General features: G+C 49.9%; 17 protein-coding genes and 1 pseudogene. 2 read left to right on the top strand and 16 right to left on the bottom strand.

All coding sequences use genetic code 11. The annotated features are described in order from the left end of the window. Positions 1–12 precede the first annotated feature (12 nt). The 7 genes from bglB to DL346_RS29625 form a co-directional block, all read right to left on the bottom strand. A complete protein-coding gene (gene bglB, locus DL346_RS26170; protein ID WP_240633432.1) occupies positions 13–1,089 on the bottom strand; it encodes a beta-galactosidase BglB in 1,077 nt (358 codons plus the stop codon). Beyond that, a complete protein-coding gene (locus DL346_RS26165) occupies positions 1,089–2,855 on the bottom strand; it encodes a hypothetical protein (RefSeq protein WP_112885331.1) in 1,767 nt (588 codons plus the stop codon). The genes bglB and DL346_RS26165 overlap by 1 nt, the downstream gene beginning before the upstream one ends. Before the next feature lie 89 nt (positions 2,856–2,944). After that, positions 2,945–5,167 (bottom strand): helix-turn-helix domain-containing protein, encoded by a 2,223-nt coding sequence (locus DL346_RS26160; protein ID WP_165822683.1) that lies wholly within the window; start codon positions 5,165–5,167, stop codon positions 2,945–2,947. Between the two features lie 156 nt (positions 5,168–5,323). Then, on the bottom strand, positions 5,324–7,030 hold the full coding sequence (locus DL346_RS26155; protein ID WP_240633430.1) for a type 2 periplasmic-binding domain-containing protein: 1,707 nt from the start codon (positions 7,028–7,030) through the stop codon (positions 5,324–5,326). Between the two features lie 58 nt (positions 7,031–7,088). Next, entirely contained in the window at positions 7,089–7,964 is an 876-nt protein-coding gene (locus tag DL346_RS26150; RefSeq protein WP_112885329.1) for a carbohydrate ABC transporter permease, read from the bottom strand. A 15-nt stretch (positions 7,965–7,979) separates the two neighbouring features. Next, a complete protein-coding gene (locus tag DL346_RS26145; protein WP_112885328.1) occupies positions 7,980–8,945 on the bottom strand; it encodes an ABC transporter permease in 966 nt (321 codons plus the stop codon). 578 nt (positions 8,946–9,523) lie between these two features. Further along, positions 9,524–13,717 (bottom strand): OmpL47-type beta-barrel domain-containing protein, encoded by a 4,194-nt coding sequence (locus tag DL346_RS29625; protein WP_240633428.1) that lies wholly within the window; start codon positions 13,715–13,717, stop codon positions 9,524–9,526. 210 nt (positions 13,718–13,927) lie between these two features. On the opposite strand from DL346_RS29625, the pseudogene DL346_RS26135 reads away from it, so the two are divergent. Then, positions 13,928–14,109 (top strand): annotated as a pseudogene (locus tag DL346_RS26135) (tyrosine-type recombinase/integrase); the annotation flags it as partial. Between the two features lie 83 nt (positions 14,110–14,192). On the opposite strand, the gene groL reads toward DL346_RS26135, so the two are convergent. From groL to DL346_RS26095, 8 genes are all read right to left on the bottom strand, one after another. Next, on the bottom strand, positions 14,193–15,830 hold the full coding sequence (groL, locus tag DL346_RS26130; protein ID WP_112885327.1) for a chaperonin GroEL: 1,638 nt from the start codon (positions 15,828–15,830) through the stop codon (positions 14,193–14,195). A 77-nt stretch (positions 15,831–15,907) separates the two neighbouring features. Continuing rightward, complete coding sequence (gene groES, locus DL346_RS26125) at positions 15,908–16,189, bottom strand: co-chaperone GroES (protein WP_112885326.1); 282 nt, start codon at positions 16,187–16,189, stop codon at positions 15,908–15,910. Between the two features lie 218 nt (positions 16,190–16,407). Then, complete coding sequence (tatC, locus tag DL346_RS26120) at positions 16,408–17,190, bottom strand: twin-arginine translocase subunit TatC (RefSeq protein ID WP_112885466.1); 783 nt, start codon at positions 17,188–17,190, stop codon at positions 16,408–16,410. Positions 17,191–17,246: 56 nt separating this feature from the next. Further along, positions 17,247–17,480 (bottom strand): twin-arginine translocase TatA/TatE family subunit, encoded by a 234-nt coding sequence (locus tag DL346_RS26115; protein ID WP_112885325.1) that lies wholly within the window; start codon positions 17,478–17,480, stop codon positions 17,247–17,249. Between the two features lie 114 nt (positions 17,481–17,594). Next, entirely contained in the window at positions 17,595–18,626 is a 1,032-nt protein-coding gene (locus tag DL346_RS26110; RefSeq protein WP_112885324.1) for a molybdopterin-binding protein, read from the bottom strand. Beyond that, positions 18,623–19,117 (bottom strand): MogA/MoaB family molybdenum cofactor biosynthesis protein, encoded by a 495-nt coding sequence (locus DL346_RS26105; RefSeq protein WP_112885323.1) that lies wholly within the window; start codon positions 19,115–19,117, stop codon positions 18,623–18,625. Before DL346_RS26105 ends, DL346_RS26110 begins: the two co-directional genes overlap by 4 nt. A 64-nt stretch (positions 19,118–19,181) precedes the next feature. Then, positions 19,182–19,655: a cyclic pyranopterin monophosphate synthase MoaC gene (gene moaC / locus DL346_RS26100; RefSeq protein WP_112885322.1), complete on the bottom strand. Its 474-nt coding sequence runs from the start codon at positions 19,653–19,655 to the stop codon at positions 19,182–19,184. After that, on the bottom strand, positions 19,646–20,278 hold the full coding sequence (locus tag DL346_RS26095) for a 5-formyltetrahydrofolate cyclo-ligase (protein WP_112885321.1): 633 nt from the start codon (positions 20,276–20,278) through the stop codon (positions 19,646–19,648). Before DL346_RS26095 ends, moaC begins: the two co-directional genes overlap by 10 nt. Positions 20,279–20,488: 210 nt before the next feature. On the opposite strand from DL346_RS26095, the gene DL346_RS26090 reads away from it, so the two are divergent. Continuing rightward, on the top strand, positions 20,489–22,429 hold the full coding sequence (locus DL346_RS26090; protein WP_112885320.1) for an ABC-F family ATP-binding cassette domain-containing protein: 1,941 nt from the start codon (positions 20,489–20,491) through the stop codon (positions 22,427–22,429). A 10-nt stretch (positions 22,430–22,439) separates the two neighbouring features. On the opposite strand, the gene DL346_RS26085 is transcribed toward DL346_RS26090, so the two are convergent. Beyond that, positions 22,440–24,671 (bottom strand): YhgE/Pip domain-containing protein, encoded by a 2,232-nt coding sequence (locus tag DL346_RS26085; protein ID WP_165822682.1) that lies wholly within the window; start codon positions 24,669–24,671, stop codon positions 22,440–22,442. Positions 24,672–25,182: the final 511 nt, after the last annotated feature.

The raw sequence follows: 25,182 nt of genomic DNA, 5'->3' as shown, positions 1-25,182 counted from the left end.
AGCCTCCGAAACTTAATTTTCCAAGCCTTCAATTAGCATAAGAAGCGTCATCGATTGTCCATACGGCATCGGGCAAATCGGAATATCTCGGTAGTCTTGAAGTGTGCGGCCCATTCCTGTGCCATAGGAGACCCCGTGAACCACGCCATCAGCATCAATTTTAGAAACGACAGCGTTATAGGCTTTCATACCGATCTCTCCATACGATGCAGGCAAATAGCCTTTGCGGACTGCCTTCAGAATGCCGTAGGCGAATGCTGCGGTCGCAGAGGTTTCTGTATACGAGCTCGGATCGTCCAGCAGCGTATGCCACATGCCATCTGCCGCCTGCAGCTCTGCAAGCTTTGACGCTTGCTGCTCTAATGCGGATACAAGCAGCCGCTCCACTGACTTAGGAAGCTCCAGCATTTCCAAATAATCAACAAGTCCGGCTGTGTACCACGAATTGCCGCGAGCCCATAGCGCTTCTGCAAAATGGTGGCGCCCGTTAAACGTCCAACCGTGGAATAGCAGCCCTGTGCGGCGGTCAGTCAAATATTTGAGATGCAGTAGAAATTGGTAAATGCTTTCATCCAAATAATCATCCCGCTTCAGCAGCAGTCCCATACGACTTACGAACAACACAGTCATGTAGAGCGTGTCATCCCATACCTCGCCTTCATTCAGCTGACCCGAAACGACGTGCTGAATACCGCCTTCCTCGGTTCGCGGCATCTCCTTCACGGCATACTCGGCCCACTCGCGGCAAAGCTCCATATAGTCGGCGCGTCCCGTCTCTTCAGCGAGAAAGCTTAGCGTTAGCATCGGGCACATGGTATTTACATTTTTGGAAGGAAGCCCTTCAGCCATTCTGCGATCAAACCAATCGATCAAATATTGCTTGATGTCCGCTCTCTCGGTTTTTCTGTAGTACAGATAGAGGGAAAACAAGCCCACACCCTGCGGCCACTCCCAGTTCTCCATGGAAATGATACCAATCGGGCAGCTTTCTTCTACCGCGCCGCCTTGTAAGTGCTTAAGCTGACCGATCACTTTCTCGATTAAGGCGTGAACTTCGGACTTGTCCAACACTTGGGCTTGTAGTTTCACTACATTTCACCGCTTTCCAGTTTATGAGGATCGATTATCAATTCCGCCAATTGTTCTTCATCCCGATATAAACGGGAGCTCCGAAGCTCCGTATAGGTATCTCGAGGGACCTCGCCGTCTTTATACGATGACTCTACAAGACGCAACCGTGCTGCGAGTGCGGTCGCTTCATCCTGGCTGCTTATGCCGTCCGCATAATAGATCGCCCAGCCTGTCTCAAGCCTCGGCTGCTGCAGCAGCTGCTTGTCTCCAGCATACAGCACTTGCCTTAATCGAAGGGTATCGCCGTCCATTATTGGTTGAAGCACCGGCGCATGGCGTGAGGAGTGACCATAGGCGATTCCTAATAACGGCGTTACTAGCACAGCGGAATTCGGATATCGCAAAATCGTCCATTCGCGCCCATCCGCCCCTGCAAACGTGCAGCGTTCACCTGTCCACCGATTCACAACCCATTCATCAGCAAGCTCACTGGCTTCATTATGTAGGCGGCTCATGCTGCGCACTACCAATAAAGCTTGATTATGCTGCATTGACCTGAGCTGGGTGTCAGGATACCAAGCTTCCTTGAACAAAGCTGGCCCTAAATACGCTTTCTCATATGCTGCCGGATGGGTTCTTACCTGTTCACCATCATGCGCATACCAGCGTAGATAGGAAACCTGATGCCCCTCAACAGCTAGAGAAACCGGATACGATTGCCAAGCCAGCCCCCACGTCGGCCATTGATAAGAGCCTGCTACAACAGGGAACCGGTTTACGCTTCCCATTCTTCCGGTGGTTCCAATCCATGTATGCGCATAGCTCGAATCCATAATCCGTTCCACTCTGCTCCGAGGCACCTTGAGCGTAGCGCCTTCGTTCTCCTTGGCTAGTTCCTCCTCAAATAGCAGATAAGATAAATAATCCCATTCCGTCGTCGATTGAGCCGTTTGCACACCTGCGAGTGTCCACATAAAGCTGCTCGGGTGCACTTCTCCTGCAACTTGATAGCTGCGTATGGTTGGCACAAACTCATATCCATCGTGAAAACGGACGTAATCGATAAGTCCGTTCATGACCGTTCCAATCCTCTCCTTCAGCCGATCGTTCTCCGCACTCAAGGAAACATTGGCAAGCTGAAGCGCGTTCATCGTAACCTGGATATAAATTAGACTAATATTTTCACCCCAGCCCCAGCCTCTGCGTTCCGTGTAGTCGAGCCATCGCTCGAAGAAGGCGAGGCTTGCCTGAAGCTGCTGCGGCAAGCTTCGTAATTTCGAAATCGCCAACAATATCGCACCGTCGCTCACGATTTTGTTCGAATAATAGAAGATCGGCTCCTTCAGCTCATGTTCAAACCAGGCTGCGCTATGCTCGAACATGCGATCCATCATTTGCTGATGAGACGCCGGTACTTGTTCTTCAAGAAACGTCCGCAGCACAACCAGAGGCAGTAGAATAAAGAAGGCCGCATTCGAATCATGAACACGTGTCTCTTCCCGGTACCAGCGAAAAGCTCCATAATGCGGACTCGTCTTGTCCGTAATCTGCAATTCGGCAAGCGACTGCAAAATTTGCAAGCCTTGTGACTCTGTAAGCCTGCCCACCGCAGTGCCGAATGCATAGTATCCGGCTGCCGCACGCCCGTCATGGGCTTCCTTCACTTTCGAGCCCTCTAGCGTATGTCCCGGCTTGCCGATATTGACGAGACCTTCCTCCAGCCGTTGTTTGCTGCTGAATCGCTCCCATCTTTCCTGCCAACAATGATCCGTTGTCATATTCATGCTCAGGTCCTCCAAGCCATTGAAAATAAGTTGCGGCTAATGTACCTCTGGAAAGGACAATGAGTCAATGCACATTAATTTACGATGCACTATTCCTTTCGATATTCACCTGGCGTCCTTCCAACATACTTCTTAAACGAACGAATAAAGGAAAAAGAATGCGTATACCCAACATCCAGCGCGATGTCTTGTACCGGTTTCTTCGTCTCCAGCAGCAGCCGCTTCGCTTGTTCCATTCTTACCTTCGTCAAGTAGTCAACCAGCTTCTCTCCGACTTCCTCTTTGAACAGCCTGCTGAGCTGCGTGGCGCCAATCTCGTATTGATCGCTCAACTGGACAAGTGAAAGGGATGGGTCAGCATAATTGCGCTCCACATACGACTTCACCTCTTGCACGATCGAAAACACATTCCGCTGAGAACGAACGGATTCGATTCGTCTGTATATTCGTGACAGAATCTCTTCAAGCTCGTTGATCAATTCATCCACAGTTTCAAATCGATCCAATAAAGCCGTAATTTCTGTTTGCGCGTCTTGCCGCCAGATATCTCGATACTCGGTTGACAGCTCCTGCATTTCTCTACCGAATTGGTACAGCAGGAAATGAATGATGTCTACGATTTCCGAACGCTCAAACAATTCACCATTCAGATGCATGTCAAGCTTCTTCAACTGGTCCTGCCAGGCAGCATTCATTAATCGATACTGCTCTGCCAGCTGTTTAATGACCTGATGCTGCTCATAAACCCGATGCTCCATGCGCTGATGCAGATCCGCATAGACAATGATTCGGTTCATGCCCAGCGTAGTTTTGTAACGCAATGCTTGAGCTGCTTCATCTCTGCATAGCGACAGATCAGTAATATCGCGTATCGTTCCGCCGAGCCCTATGGTGACTGTAAACTCCAAATTAGCGTCTACCCACTGTCTCAGCGTCTCCAGCCAATTATTGATAGTCTCTTCCCCGTTATCACCGACTGATATCAACACACCGAGCTCCGTATTGGTCAGCCATTCTGCCCATACATGAAGACCTTGCTCCTGAGCCATTTCCTTGAGTACATCCTGCAAGACGAATTTGAGCAAATATTGATCCTTCGACGAGTACTTCTCCTGAAAGCCCTTGAGCTTATCGATTTCCAGCAGCGCAACGGTCATTCGTCCCTTAGTTTCTGGCCACCCTAGCGATGCAGCCTCCCTTTGCCAGTCCTGATCGGTTAACAGCCGCAGCCCTTCCATCACTTCCGTAAACAATATTCTCGTCCGGTAGATAGAGCTTTCCTTTGCTTGCTTCTCGAGCAACGAGGAACGCTCCAGAAGCCGGTCAATGGCTGAGCCAATATAACGATACTCATCTTCCTTCCCATTCCAATCCGATTTGTGTGTGAATTGCTGCACTCTACTTAGCACCGCTTCCAACGGCCTATAGTGATTCCGGCTCGTTCTGACTAGCCACATCGCTCCGATAATAATGCCAATCAGCCCTAATACGATCCAAGAATAGGACAGCGCCCTGAACATGCCGAGCACGCCGCTATCCTTAATCCCGACATGGACTCTCCAGCCGCTGAGCTCGGACATCGCAACAGAAGATTCCCTTAACTCCTTCCATGGTTTCGTACCCAATTGAGCCGCCACGGACATATCCCCTCGAATCCACTGGTCTTGTGAATCGGCCAAATAAAGCAAGCTGATATCCGATTGGGACATTTCCTTGAACAGCTTCTCCAACGTATCCGTTGCCACGTTCACGACAATAAGACCTTGACTTCCACTCAGCAAGGGAACTCGCTTTACGAGCGATACCACTCTTCTGCTTTGTTCATTTTTAAACTCATTGAAAGGACGGGGATCTGTCCATGGATAGGCGCTTTTGGCCCCAGATGCCGCATGACGGATGAACTCCCGATCTCCATACGAATCGAGCGGAATGAATATATTGGAAGACAGCACCTTGTGATCATACGTGCGATACAGGTAAACAGAATGAACCATTGGAACCGTTCCTATAAAATCCTTCAATTTCTCATTCACCTGATAGGACAAATAGGTATCGTCCTTATGACTCGGATCAAAGAATGCACTAAATTTCTCATTCGTCAAAATCTCTTTAATCATCAGCTGATCGATCATGCGAAGATTGTAATTCAAGTTTTGAAGCACATGCTGCGCAAACATATCGTTCGCCTTCACTGTCTGCTTGCGTGTCAGCTCGTAGATCGTCCCGAAAAAAACTAGAAATAATACCGATACGACGAAAATGAGTATCGGTACATATGAAAACAGCAGTTTGCGGTATCCGTTCCGTTTCATGCGAATCCTCCTAAACATCTCTCTGAACGTAATTGTAGTCAACAAACCGCCATTCGTCTCCTAGTATTTTCGGGAATCGACAAAACCCGGACAACCGCTCAGCGGCGCCCGGGGGTGGGGGAGGGCCTCCTTGATCAGGAAGCCCCGAATGCACAATTACTTAATCATCAATTCGTACATATCCTTCGTCAAGAACGCTTTATCTTTGTTCTCCGCATACCATTTCGAATACCATTCGTCAACTTGAGCACCATTTGCTTGTTCCCAAGCCGCCTTTGCATCAGTCAACGCTTGGTCCGTTGTATAGGAAGAACCGGAGATAATTGCCTTTTGCCAAATATCGAGAATCGTCTTGAACGCGTTAGTCGTCACCGTTTGCAGCTCAACAGGAAGCGCTGGCATTTGTTCCGGATGTGTCAGATAAGCAACTGGACGGTCCTTGCTGAGGTAGGCCTCAAACGCTTGTGTGCGAAGCTGGAACAAATCCTTCTGTGTTTGTGTCGGGTTTTCGATAAGACTAATATCGTTACACTTTGTGAAAGTATCCAGGTTCGTTTGGGAAAGCATCATCAGGTCGCCGCCACTGACTTTAAGCTTATTGGTCTCATCGGACGTTGGTACTGCGCAGCCGTCTTTCAGCGTATAGTTCGTTCCTTCGATACCGAATGCCAACGTTTCTGCAGTCTTCGGCGTAACCAGGAAGTCCACATACTTCATAATCGACTCGGGATCCTTCGCCGTCGCATTGACAGCAGCCGTCATCTGAACCGGGTTACCGATTGCCGGGCTGAATTGTCCGAATGGGCTCTTCGGAAGCTGAATAATCATAACCTCTGCATTCGGATCGGCTTGCTTAAGAGCATCGTAGGTAGCGGCATCATTCCATGATCCGCTAGCTCCATAAATGCCGAGCTTGCCGGTCGTCCAATCCTGCTTCGCCTTCTCGCCCTTGCTGTCCGTCAGGAAGTCCTTGTCGACAACGCCCGCGTCAAACAGCTTCTTCTTGAAGTCGACTGCAGCTTTCGTACGATCCCAGTCGTGAACCAGCTGTCCGTCAGCTGTCGGATACCAAGGGTACTTCTCATAGATGGTAAAGATGTTGCCGAACGAATAGTCAACAATCATACCGCTGATGAAGCTCAGGGCCATACCGTAGGTGTCCTTATTGCCGTTGCCATCAGGGTCCTTCTCGGCGAACGCCTTCGCAACCTCAAACAGCTCGTCCGTCGTCCTCGGCACTTGAAGGTTCAGCTTCTTCAGCCAGTCATTACGAATCATCAACACATGGTTCGGTTGAAGGCCGTTTACACGACCGAACTCATACATCTTGCCATCAGACTTCGTAGACAGCTTCTTAAGGCTTGGGAATTTCGTCAACAGCTCCTTATAGACTGTGCTATATTTCTCGATCATATCGTCGACAGGCATAAGCTGCTTCTGATTGAATAATTGATTCCGATAGGCTGTGTCATATTCGAAAATCAAATCCGGCGCCGAGCCTGAAGCGAACAACACATTGTACTTGGCCTGGGACTCGAAACGAGGAATCGGTACATAGCTTACATCAGCAGGTCCATTCTCATTGATCCACTTTGTCCAGCGGTTGTTATCTACAGTCCCTTCCTCAGGCGGATAATTTCCACGATCGTAGACCGATGAAGTAAAGCTGCCTCTTGGAGCAGGCTCAGCCTCTTTCGTATTACTTTGTGTATTATTCGTTTGTTCAGCCGTATTTTGCTGCGTATTCTCAGTGCTTGCTTCATTATTGTCGGCTTTCGAACAGCCTGCAAGCACCGTAGTCAACATAAGCGCGGAAGCGATTGAACCGTAAACCAGCTTTTGCTTGATCTTCATCGTTTTCATTGAAGAAATCCCCTCTCTATCATCGCATTCGAATGATGTTCAACTTCACCAGCCGCGGTTAGCCTTTAATCGCCCCTATCATCGCCCCCTTGACAAAATACTTTTGGAGAAACGGATACACGATTATCAATGGAATAATCATAACCATAATGCCTGCAGATTTAATGCCTTCCGGAGCGATCATATCAAGATCCTCTTGCCTTAACGTCGTTAACGTCGCAATCAATGACTGGCTGCGTATCATATTCTGCACATTGACGGTCAAGTTGTATTTATCGGTATCATTGATATAAATCAAAACGCTCATAAAAGCGTTCCAGAAGCCTACACCATAAAACAATGCGATTGTAGCCAGCATCGGGAGCGAGAGCGGGAGCAAAATTTTAAGTATAAACGAAATCTCGCCACAGCCATCGATCCGTGCTGCCTCTTCCATTTCCTCCGGCATATTTTCAAAGTAAGTTTTCATAATCAGCATGTTATAAACGCTTACAAGAGCCGGCAGCCAAATGGCACCATACGAATTAATCAAACCAAGCGAATTAATGACCAAGTAGGTTGGAATCAATCCGCCGCTGAACAGCATCGTAAACACAATTGCCAGTGTCAGAGGCTTTCTTGCATAAAATCCCCTTTTGGATAGCGGATATGCAGCGAGTACCGTAAAAAGCAGGCTGAGCGCGACTCCAACGACGGTCAGCGTAACGCTGTTCATGAATGACTTTAAGATTGAGCTTCCTTTAAACAGCATCGTATAGGAACTGAATGTAGGATCAACTGGCCACAATGACACGGCTCCAGAGATCACTGCCTCGTCACCGCTTATCGACATGGCTGCTACATTCACTATTGGCAATAGGCAGCTTAAACCCGCTAATGTAAGCAAGAGATAGTTTACTGCATAGAACCATCGTTCTCCTCTTGTCGCTTTCACAATGCTCCTCCTTCCTTACCACAGACCCTGATTAAATTTGCGAGCAATCATATTGGTCAGCACGACGAGAATAAATGCGACTACCGATTCGAACAATCCCATCGCCGTTGTCAAGCCGAATTGGAAGCCCTGCAAGCCAACTCTATACATGTAAGTGCTGATGACCTCGGAGACCGCTGCAACCGCTGAGTTCTGGAGTGTAAACACTTGGTCAAATCCAACCTCCAGCACATGGCCCATATTCAAAATCAGCATCAATACGATTGTTGGACGAATACCTGGCAAAGTAATATGCCAGATTTGGCGCATCTTACCCGCCCCGTCCATGCAAGCGGCTTCATAGAGGCTTGGATCGATGGTTGTCAGTGAAGCAAGATAGATAATTGCCGCAAAGCCGGCGCTTTTCCAAATTCCCGATGCTACGAATACGGTGATCCAGGAGCCTTCTTTATAAAGAAATGGGTAGGTTGCGCCCGTCAGCTTTTCTAATAAATGATTGACGATCCCGCTTTCTTGGGAGAACAGTGTAATGACCATTCCGCTTACAATGACCCAGGACAGAAAGTGCGGCAAGTAAACCAAGGTTTGCACTGTTTTCTTGAACCATAGTTTTCGCACTTCATTAAGGAAGATGGCTAGCATGATCGGGAATGGGAAGCTGACAAACATGCTAAGCAAGCTCAAAGTCAGCGTATTTCTAATCGTTGATATTGCTGAGGGATCGCGGAATAGCATCCTGAAATTATCCAGGCCAACCCACTGACTGCCCCAAACGCCTTCGTAGACGGTGTAATTCTTAAAGGCGATGACCAATCCGGCCATTGGCGCATATTTAAAAATAATGAAGAATAACGCGACTGGCGTGAACATGATCAACCATGGGATATTCATTTTCAATCTACGTAATCTACTTGATGGGCTTGTCGATCGTCCTAATTGATTGTGTGTTCTGATTGATTGTCGGATCGTTGTTCCTCTCATACGCGTCACCTCGATTTGCTTGCGAATTCAATTCCTCGCTGTTGTAGCCACAATGTATCGCAAAATGTGTTGCGCGGGCAATGCACATGAATTTACAAGTCAACACTTGCAAAAAAGCCAGTGAATATAAGCATTTCCAGTCGATGCACATCCTCAGATGCACATTTATTTACGATACACAATTACGATCCATCAGCTCTAGACTTCAATTTGTGCCACAATTTTCTTGCGCACAAATAGAGGAGATCCTTACCGCCTTGTTTCCACTTGGCCAGCTCATTCACAGCACCTTCTTGATATCCGCGGAGCTTAAAATCAACCGGTTGCATTTATCAAGCTTTGCATTATGTACTGATCGGAAGATTCCCACGAAAAAAGCTCGTACAGCGACAGCTGCCGAGCCTGATCCGTAACTACTTTGCAACGACTTCAAGGATAAGCGTTTAACCAATGGTACGGGGCATGGCAGCTGTTTGTTTGTTCCTCCGTAACGGTAGGAATGTCTTCCCCCTGTAAAATATTTTTTTCTTATTGATTGCCGGGTCTACTGCCAAACTCGCACTCAATCGAACTACCTATTAATTTTCGCCAGATTGATCATGCGGCACTGTGACAGTTACGGAAGTAACCGTTTTGTTGCCTGCTTTATCGGTTGCCGTGTACGTGATTGTATAGATGCGCGACTTCTCAGCACGCAAGCTAAAGGAAGTGGCCGCTGTACCGAAATTGGCCTGGATGTCGCCTTGGCCGCTATCTGGTTGATTGCTCGTGATGGACGTCAATACCACGGATTCAACGTCCGATGTAACATCACTAGAATTCAGCGTGGCATTGATCGTAACCATTGTATGATTCGCCGGCCAAATCGACGTCTTATCCAACTGGATGGAAAGCGCTGGAGCTGTCTTGTCAACTTTAAATTCGATAGTTTTGGTTAGTTCTACATTGCCTGCCTGATCCTTGCTGCGGTATCCGAACTTATAAGTTCCGTCACCGAAAGCTGGAATGGAGCCGGTGTAAACGATCCATTCACCGTCATTCACCTGGTATTCCGTAGCTACGGAGCCTCCGTAAACGCTGGCGCTTACGGATAAGCTTACGGTCACATCCGTAGTATACCAGCTGTTCTTGCCGTTAGGCGCGGTCGGACTTAATGTTGCGGTGGTTGTAGGAGCTATCTTAAAGATGTTGCTTACCGTAATGCTGGTTACATTCGATACATTTCCTACTGCATCAGTACCTCTTGCATATACGGTATCATTGTCGGAAACAACCACCGGTTCGGTGTAAGCTTTCCACGCGCCGTTATCTCCTACTTTGTACTCCTTCACCGTCGCATCGGACGGATAGCTAATCATTACGGAGACGCCTTGGTTAGTCGGCGCTGTTGTATCTACAGCCAAGGTTGCATCGATAGGTGCTATATGATCGATATTGCTGACCGTGAAGTTCGTCTCTTTCGACACATTGCCCGCAGCATCCGTTCCTCTTGCATAAACCTTGCAGTTTTCGGAGACAACCACTGGAGCGCCGTATGCCGTCCATTCGCCGTTTTCTCCAACTTTGTATTCCTTCACCGTCGCATCGTCCGGATAGCTGATCGTTACGTTAACGTCCTTATTGGTTGGCGCTGTAATGTCTGCAGACAACACGGCGTCGACTGGTGCTGTTTTGTCGATAGAAACGTTAACCGTATGTACCGTTTCCACATTGCCGGCATTATCAGCGGAACGGAACTTCAATTCGTGTATACCATCGCTAAGCGTAATTGGGGATGTATATACCGTAAACCCGCTGCCGTCCAGCGAATACGCTGTGGAAGAAACTCCGGACAAGTCGTCCGATGCGCTGAGCGAAACGGTTGCGTCCGAAATGTACCAGCCTCCCGTTCCGACAATCCCGTTTAGGTCAGCGACAGTGTCTGGATTAATAGAATCTCGCAGTTTCAAAACCCTCAGCGTAAACGACTTCGTATCGACCGCCGCTCCTTTGGCGATCGTCGCGGTCAATGTGACAGTCGTGTCTGCAGCGTTCCATGCCGGACGTGTTACAGTGCCGTCGGCTGCAATAATCGCCGGGTTGTTGCTGCTCCATGTAACCGTCGTCCCGTTCACACCTGCTGTACTTAAATAGACATTCTGTGTAACGCTCGCTGCGAAGTCACCATCGGCATAACCGACGCGAAGCGATTGTTTATCCAACGAAATGATATCTTGGTCTGAAAGGAGCTGGGGTTCCGACTTTACGTGCAGATCATCAATATAAATGGTGCCTGCATTGCCGCTGTATATCCCGTTACTTAAAACGGTAATATTTCCTGTACCTGATGCGCTTTGCGAAGGCGCCTGACTCAATACTTTATTACCGTTAATATATAAGTCGTACTTATCGGTAATTGTATTAAATACAATTTTGATGGTATACCATGTATTTGCTGTATAAGAAACAATGTCATACCAGTTGGCATCAGACTTCATGTAGGCGATTTTGCCGTTATTTTTAAATGTAACTGCCGCAAACGTCTTAGCGCCATCACCTAAAAAAGCGATATATGCGTAAGCATTGGTTTGTGAAGCCATGGCTTTTATTTCAAAGCTGCCGGCTGTAATAGGACTAAATGTTCTACTTCCAGCCCCGCCCTGGCCTGAGGTACTTCTAGACATCTTTACGCTCTTATCGGCAGCGCTCGGTACCTCGACAATTTGTGTAGTTCCAGTTCCTACTGCAGGAACTGTCCAATTCGCCGGAGCGCTTCCAGTTATTTCATTATTAAAATCTTGAAAAAGCTCGTAAGTTGGATCCGTCACCATTGGTGGAACCGGGTCTGGTGGCGTTATGGAAAGCGACTTAATATCCTGGTAAGCGCTTTCTAAGCCTGCTTGATTCATAATGTTCAAAGCGTTAGCTGGCCAATTGCCATTTGTGACAACAGTCGTATTACTGACAGTAGTACGGATTCCACTATTTACAGAATTGGATGTTGTCGTATACGTATTGTTCACATTGATATCATGGATCGTATTTATCCAAATATGAAGATATCTAGATGCATTGTTGACAACATTGTCTGTTATCTCATACCAGCTGCTGGCCTCATCCGGGTACAAGGCTCCAAATGGGTTAAGCTGGTTTTGAATATAGTTGTTCGAGATATATGACTTGTTCGTGTCAGAGCCGCCAGTAGCGCCAAGTGTATAGATCCCTCCACCGTCTCTTAATACTGCCATATAATCATGAACATAGTTATATTGGATATTCGTTCTTTGATGGACAGTTGTGGGGAACAAAGTCCATCCCCAACCTACATGGATGCCTGAATAAGGAACATTGCTAATTTCATTATGTGTAATATCCATATCCTGAGGTAAGCTGGCTGCTATGGCTGTTGAAGCAAAGTATTCCAATCCGATTTTGTTAAAATAGCTATTATTTACATCATTATTTCGAAGGATCGCACGAGTATCTGTGGACTGAGCGTAGTTTTCCGTTCCAGCTGTATACAGACCTGTGTAATCCCCCACCTGTATACCATTGCCTGAGATATCTGTAAATACCGATCCAACTACCAAATTGTCTTGAGATCCGGCATACATGTTCAGTCCGCTTCCACCAAGATGTTCGAATATGTCTCTTTCGAACTTAATAGAAGTGGCATATTTCAAATTGACTGCAGCATTGACGATGGATTCTCTAGCTACATCGTTTCCATTTTCATCCTTTACATAGTCCCTTAAGACATTGTTCTGCGCATCTGGGAGTCCGCCGTCCCCATTTACTCTTAGATAAGTTGCATAGGAAAAAGTAACCCCATTGAATTGGATATTGCTCGCTTTATGATCAAGATCAGAGCCTTCAATTCTTACTAATTCTTCCAAGGTCGGCACTACTATCGAAGCCGTTGAAATATTTTCTTCAGCTCTTGGTTTATAGTAGAAATAGTCGGTAGATCTGTCCAGGTACCATTCCCCTTCTGCATCGAGCAACTCGTAGGCATTCTCAATGTACCAAGGAAGGCCATTTGTATTGTGGGTTCCGCCAACTGAAGTCCCCCCTTTATTGGTTACGAATTTCCAACCAGGCTGCTTCATCGTGAATGTGGTTGTTGTTCCGTTATTCGAAATCGTGCTGACACCAATTCTCGGCGCAGTCCATTCATTTTTATATACAAACTCGATGTCACTCTTGTTTCCCCAGTTGTGCATAGGAATCGTGCTATTGGCTAATACATTGCCGGTTGCAGAATAACCCGATGCTTTAACAAAGGTAAGTGGTGAAGGCGCTCCTGTGCTTTTCGCCCGGGTTGCCCTGCTTCCATTCACGAATAACTGCCTGGTTTCAATGTCTCCGCCAGCATACGCACTGTAAATATTTTTGCTAGCATCATACAACGTCCAGCCTGTAATTTGCTTACCACCGCTGATAATCGGCTTCTCGCCATTGTAGGCGGAATAGATGATGTTGAATCCATTCGTTCCCGAATCCTCTTCAGTAAAGGAGAGCGTAGATGTCAGCGTATACGTGCCGCCTTTAAGGTACACATGGATATCGTTCGTCATATTGGAGTTCATCGTTCGAACTACGTCGCGAGCATGTTCTATGGTTTGGAATGCAGAAGCGGTGGATAGCCCATCGTTAGTATCTTGACCGTTTAGAGGATCTACGTAAATAGCAAATTGTGTATCCGCTTTCACAATTGGACCTGGAATTACGATTGTTGCTGAGAAAATTAAAGTAAGTGAGAGCAAATACACATATAATTTCTTAATTGACATTGTTCTCCTCCTAGGCTTTTTTGTCAGACTGACAACGAAGTACGTCTCCAAGTTAAACTCAAAAACCTCCCTTCCTTAAATTTAAATCAAGTATAAATACAGTTAGATGAGTAGACAATGCACAAGAATTTACGATACACATTAGAAAGGATCACGGCTGCATAGCAGTCGTAATTCCTTTAAACTAACGTTTTCAGATGCGTCGCAGAGCCCCATTCACTTCGTCATACCCATACATCCCTGTTAGCCGAATTGAAATTCGAGTTGCATGAAATTATGGCACGACTTGGCCACAAGGACGACGATACGACAAAGAACGTATATCTGCACGTACCAAATCCACGAAAAAAGAGGCATCCCACAAGTTCGGTGAACTCATGAGAAGCCTCTAATTTTCTGCCGATGTTCCCTTTAGTTACCCTCAGGATACCCCGACACCTCAAATCCCTTATAAATCAAGGGCTAAGGGCGCTTATTACATCATGCCGCCCATTCCGCCCATACCGCCCATGCCGCCCATATCAGGCATGCCGGCTTTCTTCTCTTCTGGCTTGTCAGCGACAACCGCTTCAGTTGTCAGGAACATAGCCGCAACGGATGCCGCGTTTTGCAGTGCGGAACGCGTTACCTTCGCAGGGTCAACGATACCTGCTTGGAACATGTTCACCCACTCGCCGGAAGCAGCGTTGTAGCCGATACCGATTTCTTCTTTTTTCAGACGCTCAACGATAACGGAGCCTTCTTGACCCGCGTTTGCCGCGATTGTGCGAACCGGCTCTTCCAGAGCGCGAAGCACGATGTTTACGCCTGTTTTCTCGTCGCCAGAAGCATTTACTGCCGCAACTGCTGCATATACGTTCACGAGTGCAGTACCGCCACCAGAAACGATACCTTCTTCCACCGCTGCGCGAGTGGCGTTCAGAGCATCTTCGATGCGCAGTTTGCGCTCTTTCAGTTCTGTTTCAGTCGCTGCGCCAACTTTGATAACCGCTACGCCGCCAGCAAGCTTAGCAAGACGCTCTTGCAGCTTCTCACGGTCGAAGTCGGAAGTTGTTTCTTCCAGTTGCGCACGGATTTGGCCGATACGAACATCGATGTCTTTCTTGTCGCCAGCACCGTCAACGATGATTGTGTTTTCTTTAGTAACGCGGATTTGACGAGCTGTACCCAGTTGATCCACAGTTGTTGCTTTCAGCTCGAGGCCGAGCTCTTCCGTGATCACTTGGCCGCCTGTCAGAGCAGCGATGTCGCCAAGCATAGCTTTGCGGCGGTCGCCGAAGCCAGGAGCTTTAACAGCTACGCAAGTGAATGTACCGCGCAGACGGTTAACGAGCAATGTTGCCAATGCTTCGCCTTCAACGTCTTCCGCGATGATCAACAATTGCTTGCCGGATTGAACCACTTTCTCCAGAACCGGAAGGATCTCTTGAATGTTGGAGATCTTCTTGTCTGTGATCAGAATGAATGGGTTGTCCAAGACAGCTTCCATTTTATCTGTATCCGTGATCATGTAAGGGGAGAGGTAACCGCGGTCAAACTGCATGCCTTCAACCACTTCAAGCTCCGTTACGAAGCCTTTGGATTCTTCAACCGTGATAACGCCGTCGTTGCCGACTTTGTCCATTGCTTCAGCGATCAGTTGGCCAACTTCGTCGTCAGCGGAAGAAATTGAAGCAACTTGTGCGATCGACTCTGTACCAGCGATTGGCTTAGCGATTACTTTCAGCTCTTCAACAGCTGCGCGAACAGCTTTCTCGATACCTTTGCGAATAACCATTGGGTTAGCGCCTGCAGTTACGTTCTTCAGGCCTTCACGGATCATTGCTTGAGCAAGAACTGTAGCTGTAGTTGTACCGTCACCGGCAACATCGTTTGTTTTTGTAGCTACTTCTTTAACGAGCTGTGCGCCCATGTTCTCGAATGCATCGTCAAGCTCGATTTCTTTGGCAATGGTAACACCATCGTTTGTGATTAGCGGGCTGCCGAATTTCTTCTCCAATACCACGTTGCGGCCTTTAGGACCAAGTGTAACTTTAACAGCATTCGCAAGTGCATCGACACCGCGCAGCATCGCGCGGCGAGCGTCTTCGCCGAATTTAATGTCTTTCGCCATTATAGATAACCTCCCGTATAATCGTTAGTTAGGTAATTTCATTAAACATGTATGTGGAGCCAGCCTTGCAAAAAGGCTTAACCCAAGATCGCGTGAATGTCGCTTTCTTTCATAATCAAAAGCTCTTTGCCTTCGTATTTCACTTCAGTACCGGCGTATTTGGAGAACAACACGCGGTCGCCTTCCTTAACTTCAAGCGCAATACGTACGCCGTCCTTAATCGCTCCGCTGCCTACAGCGACGACTCTGCCTTCTTGCGGCTTTTCTTTCGCTGTTTCCGGCAACAAGATGCCGCTAGCAGTTGTTTCTTCTTTCGCGATTGGTTCGATCAATACGCGCTCACCCAAAGGTCTGATCATGAAAAATAGCCTCCTTTTGATATTAATGCTGCAATTGTTGTCTTGTTAGCACTCACACTCGGCAAGTGCTAATAACCATTTCTAATAATACCGATTTTGTTTACGGATTTCAAGTCTTTCGCGTCCATTTCACATGAAATTTAGAATGCCCCGAACGGTTGGCTTAGTCCGCTTTTCAACCGCAAACAAAAAAAGCCGGCATTCGCCGGCTTTCAACATTATGTGCCATATTCCTCTTCCCAAGCCCTGTCGGCTTGCAGCTGTTTCTTATAGACAACGCCCGAGAGCATCACGCTCAGTTCATAGAGCAGAATAAGCGGTATGGCGACCAGCGCATCGGAAATAAAATCCGGCGGCGTCACGATGATTCCTACAATGATGAGCAGGAAGTAAGCGAGACGTCTCATCTTCTTCAGCCGGAGCGGATTGACGATCCGCAGCTTCGTCAGAAACATGATGACGATCGGCAGCTCGAAAAGCAGCGAAATCGGAATGAGAATATTGAACAGAAACGTGAAATATTGAATGACCCCGTAGTTCTCCTCCAGGTTCAGATGCTTCGCCACATCCGTCGTAAAGTTGAACGCCATCGGGAAGACTACATAATAAGAAAACGCCAAACCGACCAGAAACATAATCAGCACAAAAGGTACAAACAACAGCGCCGCTCGCTGTTCTTTAGACCCGAGAGCCGGCTTCACGAACGCCCATAACTGGTAGGCGGCCGTCGGAAGAGCGAAGATCAGCGCGATGACGAGCGCGAATTTCATATACATGCCGATGCCGTCCCACAGGGAGAAGGCGTAGAACTTCATGCCCTTCACCGGCTCCTGATTCAACATGAATTTGTACACCGGATCTGCCAGCACTAGACCGAGAACCATCCCGAGGACAAGGATAACAAGAATAATGATAATTCTGCGCCTCAGCTCGCCGATATGGTCGAGCAAGGTCATGGGCTGGTCGCCGCGAGCGGCTTCCCTCGCCTGCGATTCATCCATTTCAACCACCGCTGCGCTCACCTCTCATTCGCTTCAAATAAAAAAAGAAGGCCCCACTATTCAGGGAGCCGCTTGTTGTCATTCTGCTCGTCACGATTGACTTCCACCCGTTGTACCGGCTTGCGATTGCGATCATCGTCGTCTTCCATGATATCTTTCGCGCCGGCTTTGAATTCCTTCAGCGTACGCCCGAAAGCGCGTCCCAGCTCAGGCAGCTTATTCGGCCCGAACAACAACAGTGCCACGATTGCAATCAGCAGAAAACCCGTAACGCCAATTCCGCTAAACATCGTCTGATTACCTCCTTCAAGATGAGTTGTACATTTACGAAACTCTGCTTCAAGCAAGCAGAAGAGAATTAGTCGCTTCGTCAAATACAAGTCGTCTCGGCAAGGAGCGACGGATCAGCAGCCGTGAAGGCCCCCGTAACCCATCGAGACGATATCTTCTCTTGTAATGGTGTCGCCCGCAAGAATGCGTGGCAAGAGCACGTTAAACGAAGTATAAGGATCATGCATGACACAGCCTGGCAGCCCCATGATCGGCACGCCGTCCAGGTAGCCCATCAGAAGCATCGAGCCCGGAAGCATCGGCGTTCCGTAGCTGACAATCCGCGCGCCGGCTTCCGCAATGGCTGCGGGCGTACGATCGTCGGGATCCACCGACATCCCGCCAGTTACCACTATCATATCATAGGACTGCTCCAGCAAGTAGTGTATTTCCTTGACAATTATATGGCGGTCGTCCGGCGCGAAACGCTGCTCGGCAATCTCGGAGCCGAGCGAATCCACAATGCGGCGCACGGCCGGCCCGAACTTATCCTGAATGCGTCCGGAGAACACTTCGCCGCCTGTTGTCAGCAGGCCGATCCGTAACTTGCGGAGCGGCTGCAGCCGAAGCGGCGACTGCCCTTCGTTGCGGGCACGGTAACCGCTGATCAGCTTTTCCACGGCTTGCACTTTCTCCTCGGGAACGACAAGCGGGATAACACGGGTCGCGGCCAGCTGACCGCCCGGCATGACTACCGCATGCGTACGGAGCGTTGCCAGCGCGATATCACCTAAACCGTTAATCGCGTGAACAATTTCAGGGTCGATCATGGCGATGGCAGGCACATCGAGCGCAGACTTCACCGCCACCTTGCCCTCATGCGGCTCCGACAACTGCAAGCCTTCGCCCTTCAGGGCCGCCGCCATTCGCTTTGCCGCATCATCCTCGTGCAGCTCGCCTTCGCCAAGCTCCATAATATAAATATGCTCCTTGCCTATATCAAGGAGCTTAGAGATGTCTTCCTCTACAATAATATGACCCTTCTTAAACAGTCTTCCCTTAAATTGCCCGGGAATAATCTGCGTCAAGTCATGCGCAAGCCGAAGTCCGACCGCTTCCTGCACCGGCACTTCCTTCAGAATCGTTCCGCTCTTCGGCTTCGTCATTCGTTATGCTCCCCCATTCGTCCCGAAAGAATATTCAGCGCATGGGGCAGCTGGTCCATAATCGCCATCAGATTCTCATGCACGCCCTTTGGACTGCCGGGCAAATTGATGATAAGCGAGCGTCCGCGGATGCCGCATACGCCTCGCGAGAGCATCGCCCGGCGCGTGCGCTGCATCGCGCCCATGCGCATCGCCTCCGCGAGACCCGGAACGTTGCGGTCAATGACCTTCAGCGTCGCTTCCGGCGTCAGATCGCGCGGCGCAAGTCCCGTCCCGCCTGTCGTGATCACAAGGTCTGCTTGAAAATAATCCGTCATCTCGATAAGTGCCGCCATGATTTCATCCTGTTCGTCAGGGACAATCCGGTAATCGACGATTTCGCCGCTGAGCTCCTCTTCGACCAATTCCCGAATTACCTGAGCGCTGGTGTCTTCCCGCTCGCCGCGCGAGCCTTTATCGCTTGCTGTGAGCAACGCCACTTTCCACGTCATGAGCTTCTCCCCCATTCGCATTTTCAGAAAGATATGCCATGTACAGCATGAAATTTAAACTCCGTTAAGTGTTTAGACTATAATCGCCGTTCTTGCCGCCGCTCTTGGCCGTCAGGAGAGTCGGTCCGATTAACATATCCTTCTGCAGTGCCTTGCACATATCATAAACAGTCAGCGCAGCTGCAGAAACAGCCGTCAATGCTTCCATCTCCACGCCTGTCTTGCCGGTGGTCTTTACCGTTCCTTCTATGTACAGCTCATCCTTGCCATTATCCGCAAACGCCAAATTGACGCCTGTCAGCGGCAGAGGGTGGCACATCGGGATCCAGTTCGACGTATTCTTTGCCGCCATAATGCCGGCCACTTGCGCAACGGCCAGCACGTCTCCTTTGCCGATCGTGCCCGCTTTAATCCGGGATAATGTTTCGGGAGCCATCGTTACCGTCGTGCGCGCGGTTGCGGTGCGGGCCGTTATCTCCTTGTCGGAGACGTCTACCATCCGCGCCCGGCCCTGCTCGTTGAAATGCGTCAATTCCACGCTTTGCTCCTCCTTGTTAGGCCATGTTCGGTAATGACCGCATCTACATAAGCATCATGGTCATCCATAGGAATGGGATCATCGGACCACTGCGCCTCATATCCAAGGCCGATCCACTCCGGCATCGGTCTGCCCGAGTCGGCCGCCAGCTTGACTAAGCGCTCGTGAAACCGATCGTAATAGCCGCCGCCATAGCCTAACCGGCCGCCGCGTTTATCAAACGCAAGACCCGGGACAAAAACGATATCCGGCATCCAATCCGGCTCGCAGCGCTGCGCGGCCGCTGGATCGGGTTCTTTAATCCCGTATGCGCCTGGCGTCAGCTCATCCCAAGCCTGCAGCCGGTAAAGTTCCATCCCCCGGCTCGCCTGAATGCATCTGGGTGCCGCGACCTCGATGCCTTTGCGCCAACACCATTCGACCAGCAGCGTCGGGTCGAGCTCCGAGCGAAACGGAACATAGATCATGACGCTGCGGACAGTCGGTCCCGGCCGTTCCTGCAGCCATTCCACCGCGCGCTGGCAGGCCGTATCCGACCAAGCAAATCGCATCGGTTCGGGATAACTGTCGCGCTTCTTCGCCGCCGACTGGCGGGCTGCTTTTTTCTCCACCGATTGACTCATTCAGGTCACCGCTTTGCCCGTATATTGACCGCAAGTTACGTCAGTTCCAGCCATAGTTGTTATTTAGTTTACCACTGTTGCCCAGATTTCGCCAATAAGCCTGAGGTATTCCCCGGCCTCGCCGAAAGCCTCGAACCCTGTCGCGTTATGCTGCTTTTTCATGTACACTTAGACGTATAGGAATTCAACTTATTTGGAGGTTCACGTATCATGCTTCTGCAAGTTTCCGATATTTCCAAAAGCTACGGAGTAAGCAGCGTACTCTCGAACATCACGTTCCAGGTGCAGCCCCGCGAGCGGGTTGGACTAGTCGGTGTCAACGGCGCAGGCAAATCGACGCTGCTTCGTATTATCGCCGGAGAACTGTCTGCAGATTCCGGAACCGTCTATAAATCGAAAGAAACGACGATCGGCTATCTGGCGCAATCGAGCGGCCTGCAGTCCGACAAGACCATTGACGCGGAAATGCGCGCCGTATTCGCCCATCTGACGGAAGCGGAGCTGGAGCTTCGCTCGCTTGAGCAGCAAATTGCCGATCCGAAGCTTCACGACGACGCCAAACAATATGAAGCGGTGCTGAACCGGTACTCAACGCTCTCCGACTGGTTTCGCGAGAAGGGCGGATTCGAGGTCGAGACGAAGATCCGCGGCATTCTGCACGGCATGGGCTTCGGCCAGTTCCCTCCCGATACGGTCATTTCCACCTTAAGCGGCGGCCAGAAGACGCGATTGGCGTTGGCGCGCATTTTGCTGCAATCGCCAGACTTGCTGATGCTCGACGAGCCGACGAACTATTTGGATATTGAAACGCTTACATGGCTGGAAGATTACCTGCGCGGATATGACGGCGGCATCTTGGTCGTATCCCATGACCGTTATTTCCTCGATGCGGTCGTGCAGACGATCGTTGAAATTGAACGCCACAGCGCGAAGCGGTATACAGGCAATTACTCGCGTTTTATTGAAATTAAAGCTGCCGAGTACGAATCGCAGATGAAGCAATTTGATAAACAGCAGGAGGAAATCGCGAAACTGGAGGATTTTATCCAACGGAACATCGTCCGTGCCTCCACAACGAAGCGAGCGCAGAGCAGACGCAAGGCGCTGGAGAAAATGGATCGTCTCGACAAGCCGCTAGGCGATCTGAAGAAAGCGAGCTTCTCTTTCGAAATCGAACGCCAAAGCGGTAACGACGTGCTCGACGTGCGCGATCTGTCGATCAAGTTTCAGGAGAAAAGCGAGCCGCTGTTTCAGCATGTATCCTTCCGTCTGGAACGCGGCGACAATGTCGCTTTGATCGGCCCGAACGGAATCGGCAAATCGACATTGCTCAAATCGCTTGTCGGCGAACAGTCTTACGAGCAGGGCTCGATTCGCTGGGGCACGAACGTCAAAATCGGTTACTACGACCAGGAGCATACCGGCCTAAACCACCACAATACGGTGCTGGAAGAGCTATGGAGCGCGTATCCGCATATCGAGGAAGCCCGCATTCGTACGATTTTGGGCAACTTTTTGTTCAGCGGCGACGATGTGAAGAAGAAAATCGGCTCGCTAAGCGGCGGGGAACGCGCACGCGTTTCGCTCTCGAAGCTGATGCTTGCACGCGCCAACATGCTTATTCTGGACGAGCCTACCAACCACTTGGACCTGTACAGCAAAGAAGTGCTTGAAGCCGCGCTGATGGATTATGACGGCACGCTGCTGTTCATCTCCCATGACCGGTACTTCCTTAACAAAATGGCTGAACGGATTGTCGAACTTAGCCCTCAGGGAACAGAGCATTTCCTGGGAAATTATGACGAAATGATCCAGAAAAAACGTGAAATCGAAGAGCTCCGGCTGGAAACGCTGTCATTTGCGCAAGGAAAACAGGGAAAGCCCGCGGCGGTGCCGGAAGCGCCCCTTGTTTCCTCCTATGAAGCCGACAAGCAGGCGAAGCGTGACGAACGCAACAAACAGCGCAAACAGGAGCAGCTGGAGAACGAAATTTCCCGCCTCGAAGGGGAAATTTCGGTGCTTGAGGAACAGTTGACCGATCCGGATGTTTACAACGATTATGTTCGCGTGCAAAGCATCCAATCGGATATGGATTCGCTCAAAGCCCAGCTGCAATCCGTCTACGAGGCTTGGGAAGAGCTGCTTGCATAACCCCCGGGACTCATACGGCTGGCCTCACTTCCACCAGTTTGATTTCCGCCATGATCTTGCGACGTTTCAGCAAGTAGAATAGAAGAAGCGAACCCACACCGAATCCGGACAGCACGACCGCTGTCCGGATTATTTCATTCCAGCCCCCAATCGAGATCAGATGGCGCAGCCCCTCAACCGCATATGTCATCGGCAGCAACGGATGGATGGTCTGGAAGAAAAGAGGCTCCAGTTCGACGGGATACGATCCGGCGCTCGAAGTCAGCTGAAGCATCAGGATTAGGACCGCCGCAAACCGTCCCTTTTCGCTGCCCAATACCGCAATCAGCATAAAAAGAATGGCCGTAAACACGAGCCCGACTAATGCCGCGTATACGTACAATGCAATCGGCGCTACGACGGTCGGTATACCCAGCCCGGTATGCAAAATAAAGACGGACAACAGTGCCTGGCAGACACTCAGCGTCGCCAGCGCAATATATTTGCTCACGATGTAGGACAGCGCGCCATGCGGCCGCTCCAGCACCTGCCAGATATCATTCACGAAGAACAGCACAAGCGAACCGACCCAAAGCGACAGCGCGATAAAATAAGGCGCAAAGCCGACGCCATTGTTCGGCACCGGATGCAGGTTATGCTCCTCAAGCCTCACTGGATCGTTAATGACCGCTTGACGCGTTTCCGCCCGTCCGTCCTCCGAGGCCATGCCCGCCGCGTCCGTCAGCTTGTCCGACAACTCAGCTTGGCCTCGATGAATCTGCTCCAGTCCTGCCGTTAAAGCTGCCGCGCCGTCCGCAAGCTTGGCATGGCCGGTCTGCAGGGCAGATATACCTCCGCCAAGCTGCTCCAGCCCGTTTTTCAGCTTATCGCTTCCCTGCTGAAGGCGGGTTACGCCGCTGCTGACTTCGTTTACCCGCTCGTCAATCGTATTAACCGTCTTATGCTGCTGCCCCAGCAGCAGTGAAACCCGATCCACAGCCGACCTAAAGTCATCTGTCTGGTTCATAATCTCGTCCATACGCTGCTGTAATTGCGCCGTACGCTGTTCCAATTGACCGACGGATTGATTCATGGCAGCAGTCTGCTTGTCCATGGCCTGTATAATGTCAGAAAGCTCCTCTTCTGCCGCAGTCCCCGACTGCTGGGCGTCTGTCAGCGCTTTGTTCAGCTGCTTAAATTTCGGATCATCGGACAGCTTCGAATAGCGTTTGCTCAGCTCCGGAAGAAGACTCTTTGCTTGCTCGAGACGATTATTCACTTCATTAATGTTGGCATTTGCGCTCAGTAGCATCGATTGAAGCTGATCCAATTCGTTTGCCGACTGCTTAACGGCCCGAAGATCGTTCTTATAGGCTTCCGCATCAGCGGTAAGCTGTTCCAGGGACTGCGATAGATTGGGCTTTGTCGTGCTCAGCTCCGACATAAGACCCGGCATGGATTGTTTCGCTGCCGCCAGCTTGCCGCTCCAATCCTTCCATTCCGTGGATACGTGCCGCGACCAGGTACTTAACTGCGTCAAACCTCGTTCCATCTGGTCAGCTCCAGCCGTCAATGCCTGTACGCCTCCGGATAGCTGCGCGATGCCGGACGCCCCTTGCTGAAGCCCGCCCGATAAACGGCTCGCACCTTCATAAGCACGCTGTGATGCATCCGACAGTTTGACCGCCCCGTCGGCCGCCTCCTTCAGCCCTTCCGCACCGTTTAGCACCTGGTCGAAAATAACGGTCAAATAATTATCCTGCAGCTCCTTGCGCAAATCATTCTGAATGCGATCCGCAATCGCGCGGACCACATTGGCGGTCAGCATATTTGCCCCTTCGTTCAGCTCGATCTGCAGCGGGGTCGGCCTCGGCTGATCGCCGCTGACGCTGAAGGCATGCTCGGAGAAATCAGGCGGGAGATAAAGCGCCATCGCATACTTCCCGCCCAGGATGCCGGCATGGGCCTGTTCGCGGCCGGTTTCTTTCCAGCTCGTTTTCTGATCCGCGAGCAGCTTGTCCGTCAGCTCCAGTCCCAAATTACGCTGTTCCCCGCTTCGTTTCGCACCCGCATCTTCATTCACAATCGCGAGCGGAAGCCGATCGGTGTGGTCGGACGGATCCCAGAACGCCCATAAATAGATGAAGCTATACAACAGCGGGAGCAAAAGAAGTCCCAGCAGCGACATGCGAACCGCCCGGGAAAACCACATCCTCTTGACATCCAGCCAGGCCAGCTCCAAACCGCTTCTACTCTCTCGCATGATGGTTCCATCCTTTCGTCGGCTTTTGAGAATTAGCATTCACCCCGGATAAAGGAACCATTCCAACAATGGAAGCGAGGTTTACGGCGGCTTATGCGATCTATCCCCTTTTTCCACAGGTCTATCCACAGCCTTGGATGAATTGTCCGGCAATTCTAACAGTATTCGACAACGAAAAAGCTTTAATTGTTAATGTTTCTTTAATCTTTTACAAACCTGTGGATATGGCCCATGGTTGATTACCCCCATTATCCACATTATCCACAGACAGGCTGTGAAAAACTTATCCCGCTTTTGTTCACACGGCACATGCCCGATTTTTGCGGGTTTGAGGGGCTTGTACACATCGTCCTTAGAAGCTGTGGGTAAAGCTGTGGATAACAGGTGTAGGTTGTGGAAAGTGGGCGGAAACGGATAATCGATAATATAGAATGGATAGTAAAAAGCAGGGTTCATCACCCTGCTTCTTGATTAACGGTATGGTAGCGGCACTAGCCAGCCGAACGAAGAG

The sequence above is a fragment of the Paenibacillus montanisoli genome, assembly GCF_003268025.1.
Classification (GTDB): Bacteria; Bacillota; Bacilli; order Paenibacillales; family Paenibacillaceae; genus Paenibacillus_Z; species Paenibacillus_Z montanisoli.
Note: the sequence above shows the minus strand (reverse complement) of the source record. Positions and strands in the feature narration are given on the sequence as shown.

Excerpts from the sequence above, each read along its gene's own strand:
- DL346_RS26165 (WP_112885331.1), bottom strand. The coding sequence starts at position 2,855 with ATGAATATGACAACGGATCATTGTTGGCAGGAAAGATGGGAGCGATTC.
- DL346_RS26160 (WP_165822683.1), bottom strand. The coding sequence starts at position 5,167 with ATGAAACGGAACGGATACCGCAAACTGCTGTTTTCATATGTACCGATA.
- DL346_RS26155 (WP_240633430.1), bottom strand. The coding sequence starts at position 7,030 with ATGAAAACGATGAAGATCAAGCAAAAGCTGGTTTACGGTTCAATCGCT.
- DL346_RS26145 (WP_112885328.1), bottom strand. The coding sequence starts at position 8,945 with ATGAGAGGAACAACGATCCGACAATCAATCAGAACACACAATCAATTA.
- DL346_RS29625 (WP_240633428.1), bottom strand. The coding sequence starts at position 13,717 with ATGTCAATTAAGAAATTATATGTGTATTTGCTCTCACTTACTTTAATT.
- groL (WP_112885327.1), bottom strand. The coding sequence starts at position 15,830 with ATGGCGAAAGACATTAAATTCGGCGAAGACGCTCGCCGCGCGATGCTG.
- groES (WP_112885326.1), bottom strand. The coding sequence starts at position 16,189 with ATGATCAGACCTTTGGGTGAGCGCGTATTGATCGAACCAATCGCGAAA.
- tatC (WP_112885466.1), bottom strand. The coding sequence starts at position 17,190 with ATGGATGAATCGCAGGCGAGGGAAGCCGCTCGCGGCGACCAGCCCATG.
- DL346_RS26115 (WP_112885325.1), bottom strand. The coding sequence starts at position 17,480 with ATGTTTAGCGGAATTGGCGTTACGGGTTTTCTGCTGATTGCAATCGTG.
- DL346_RS26110 (WP_112885324.1), bottom strand. The coding sequence starts at position 18,626 with ATGACGAAGCCGAAGAGCGGAACGATTCTGAAGGAAGTGCCGGTGCAG.
- DL346_RS26105 (WP_112885323.1), bottom strand. The coding sequence starts at position 19,117 with ATGACGTGGAAAGTGGCGTTGCTCACAGCAAGCGATAAAGGCTCGCGC.
- DL346_RS26095 (WP_112885321.1), bottom strand. The coding sequence starts at position 20,278 with ATGAGTCAATCGGTGGAGAAAAAAGCAGCCCGCCAGTCGGCGGCGAAG.
- DL346_RS26090 (WP_112885320.1), top strand. The coding sequence starts at position 20,489 with ATGCTTCTGCAAGTTTCCGATATTTCCAAAAGCTACGGAGTAAGCAGC.
- DL346_RS26085 (WP_165822682.1), bottom strand. The coding sequence starts at position 24,671 with ATGCGAGAGAGTAGAAGCGGTTTGGAGCTGGCCTGGCTGGATGTCAAG.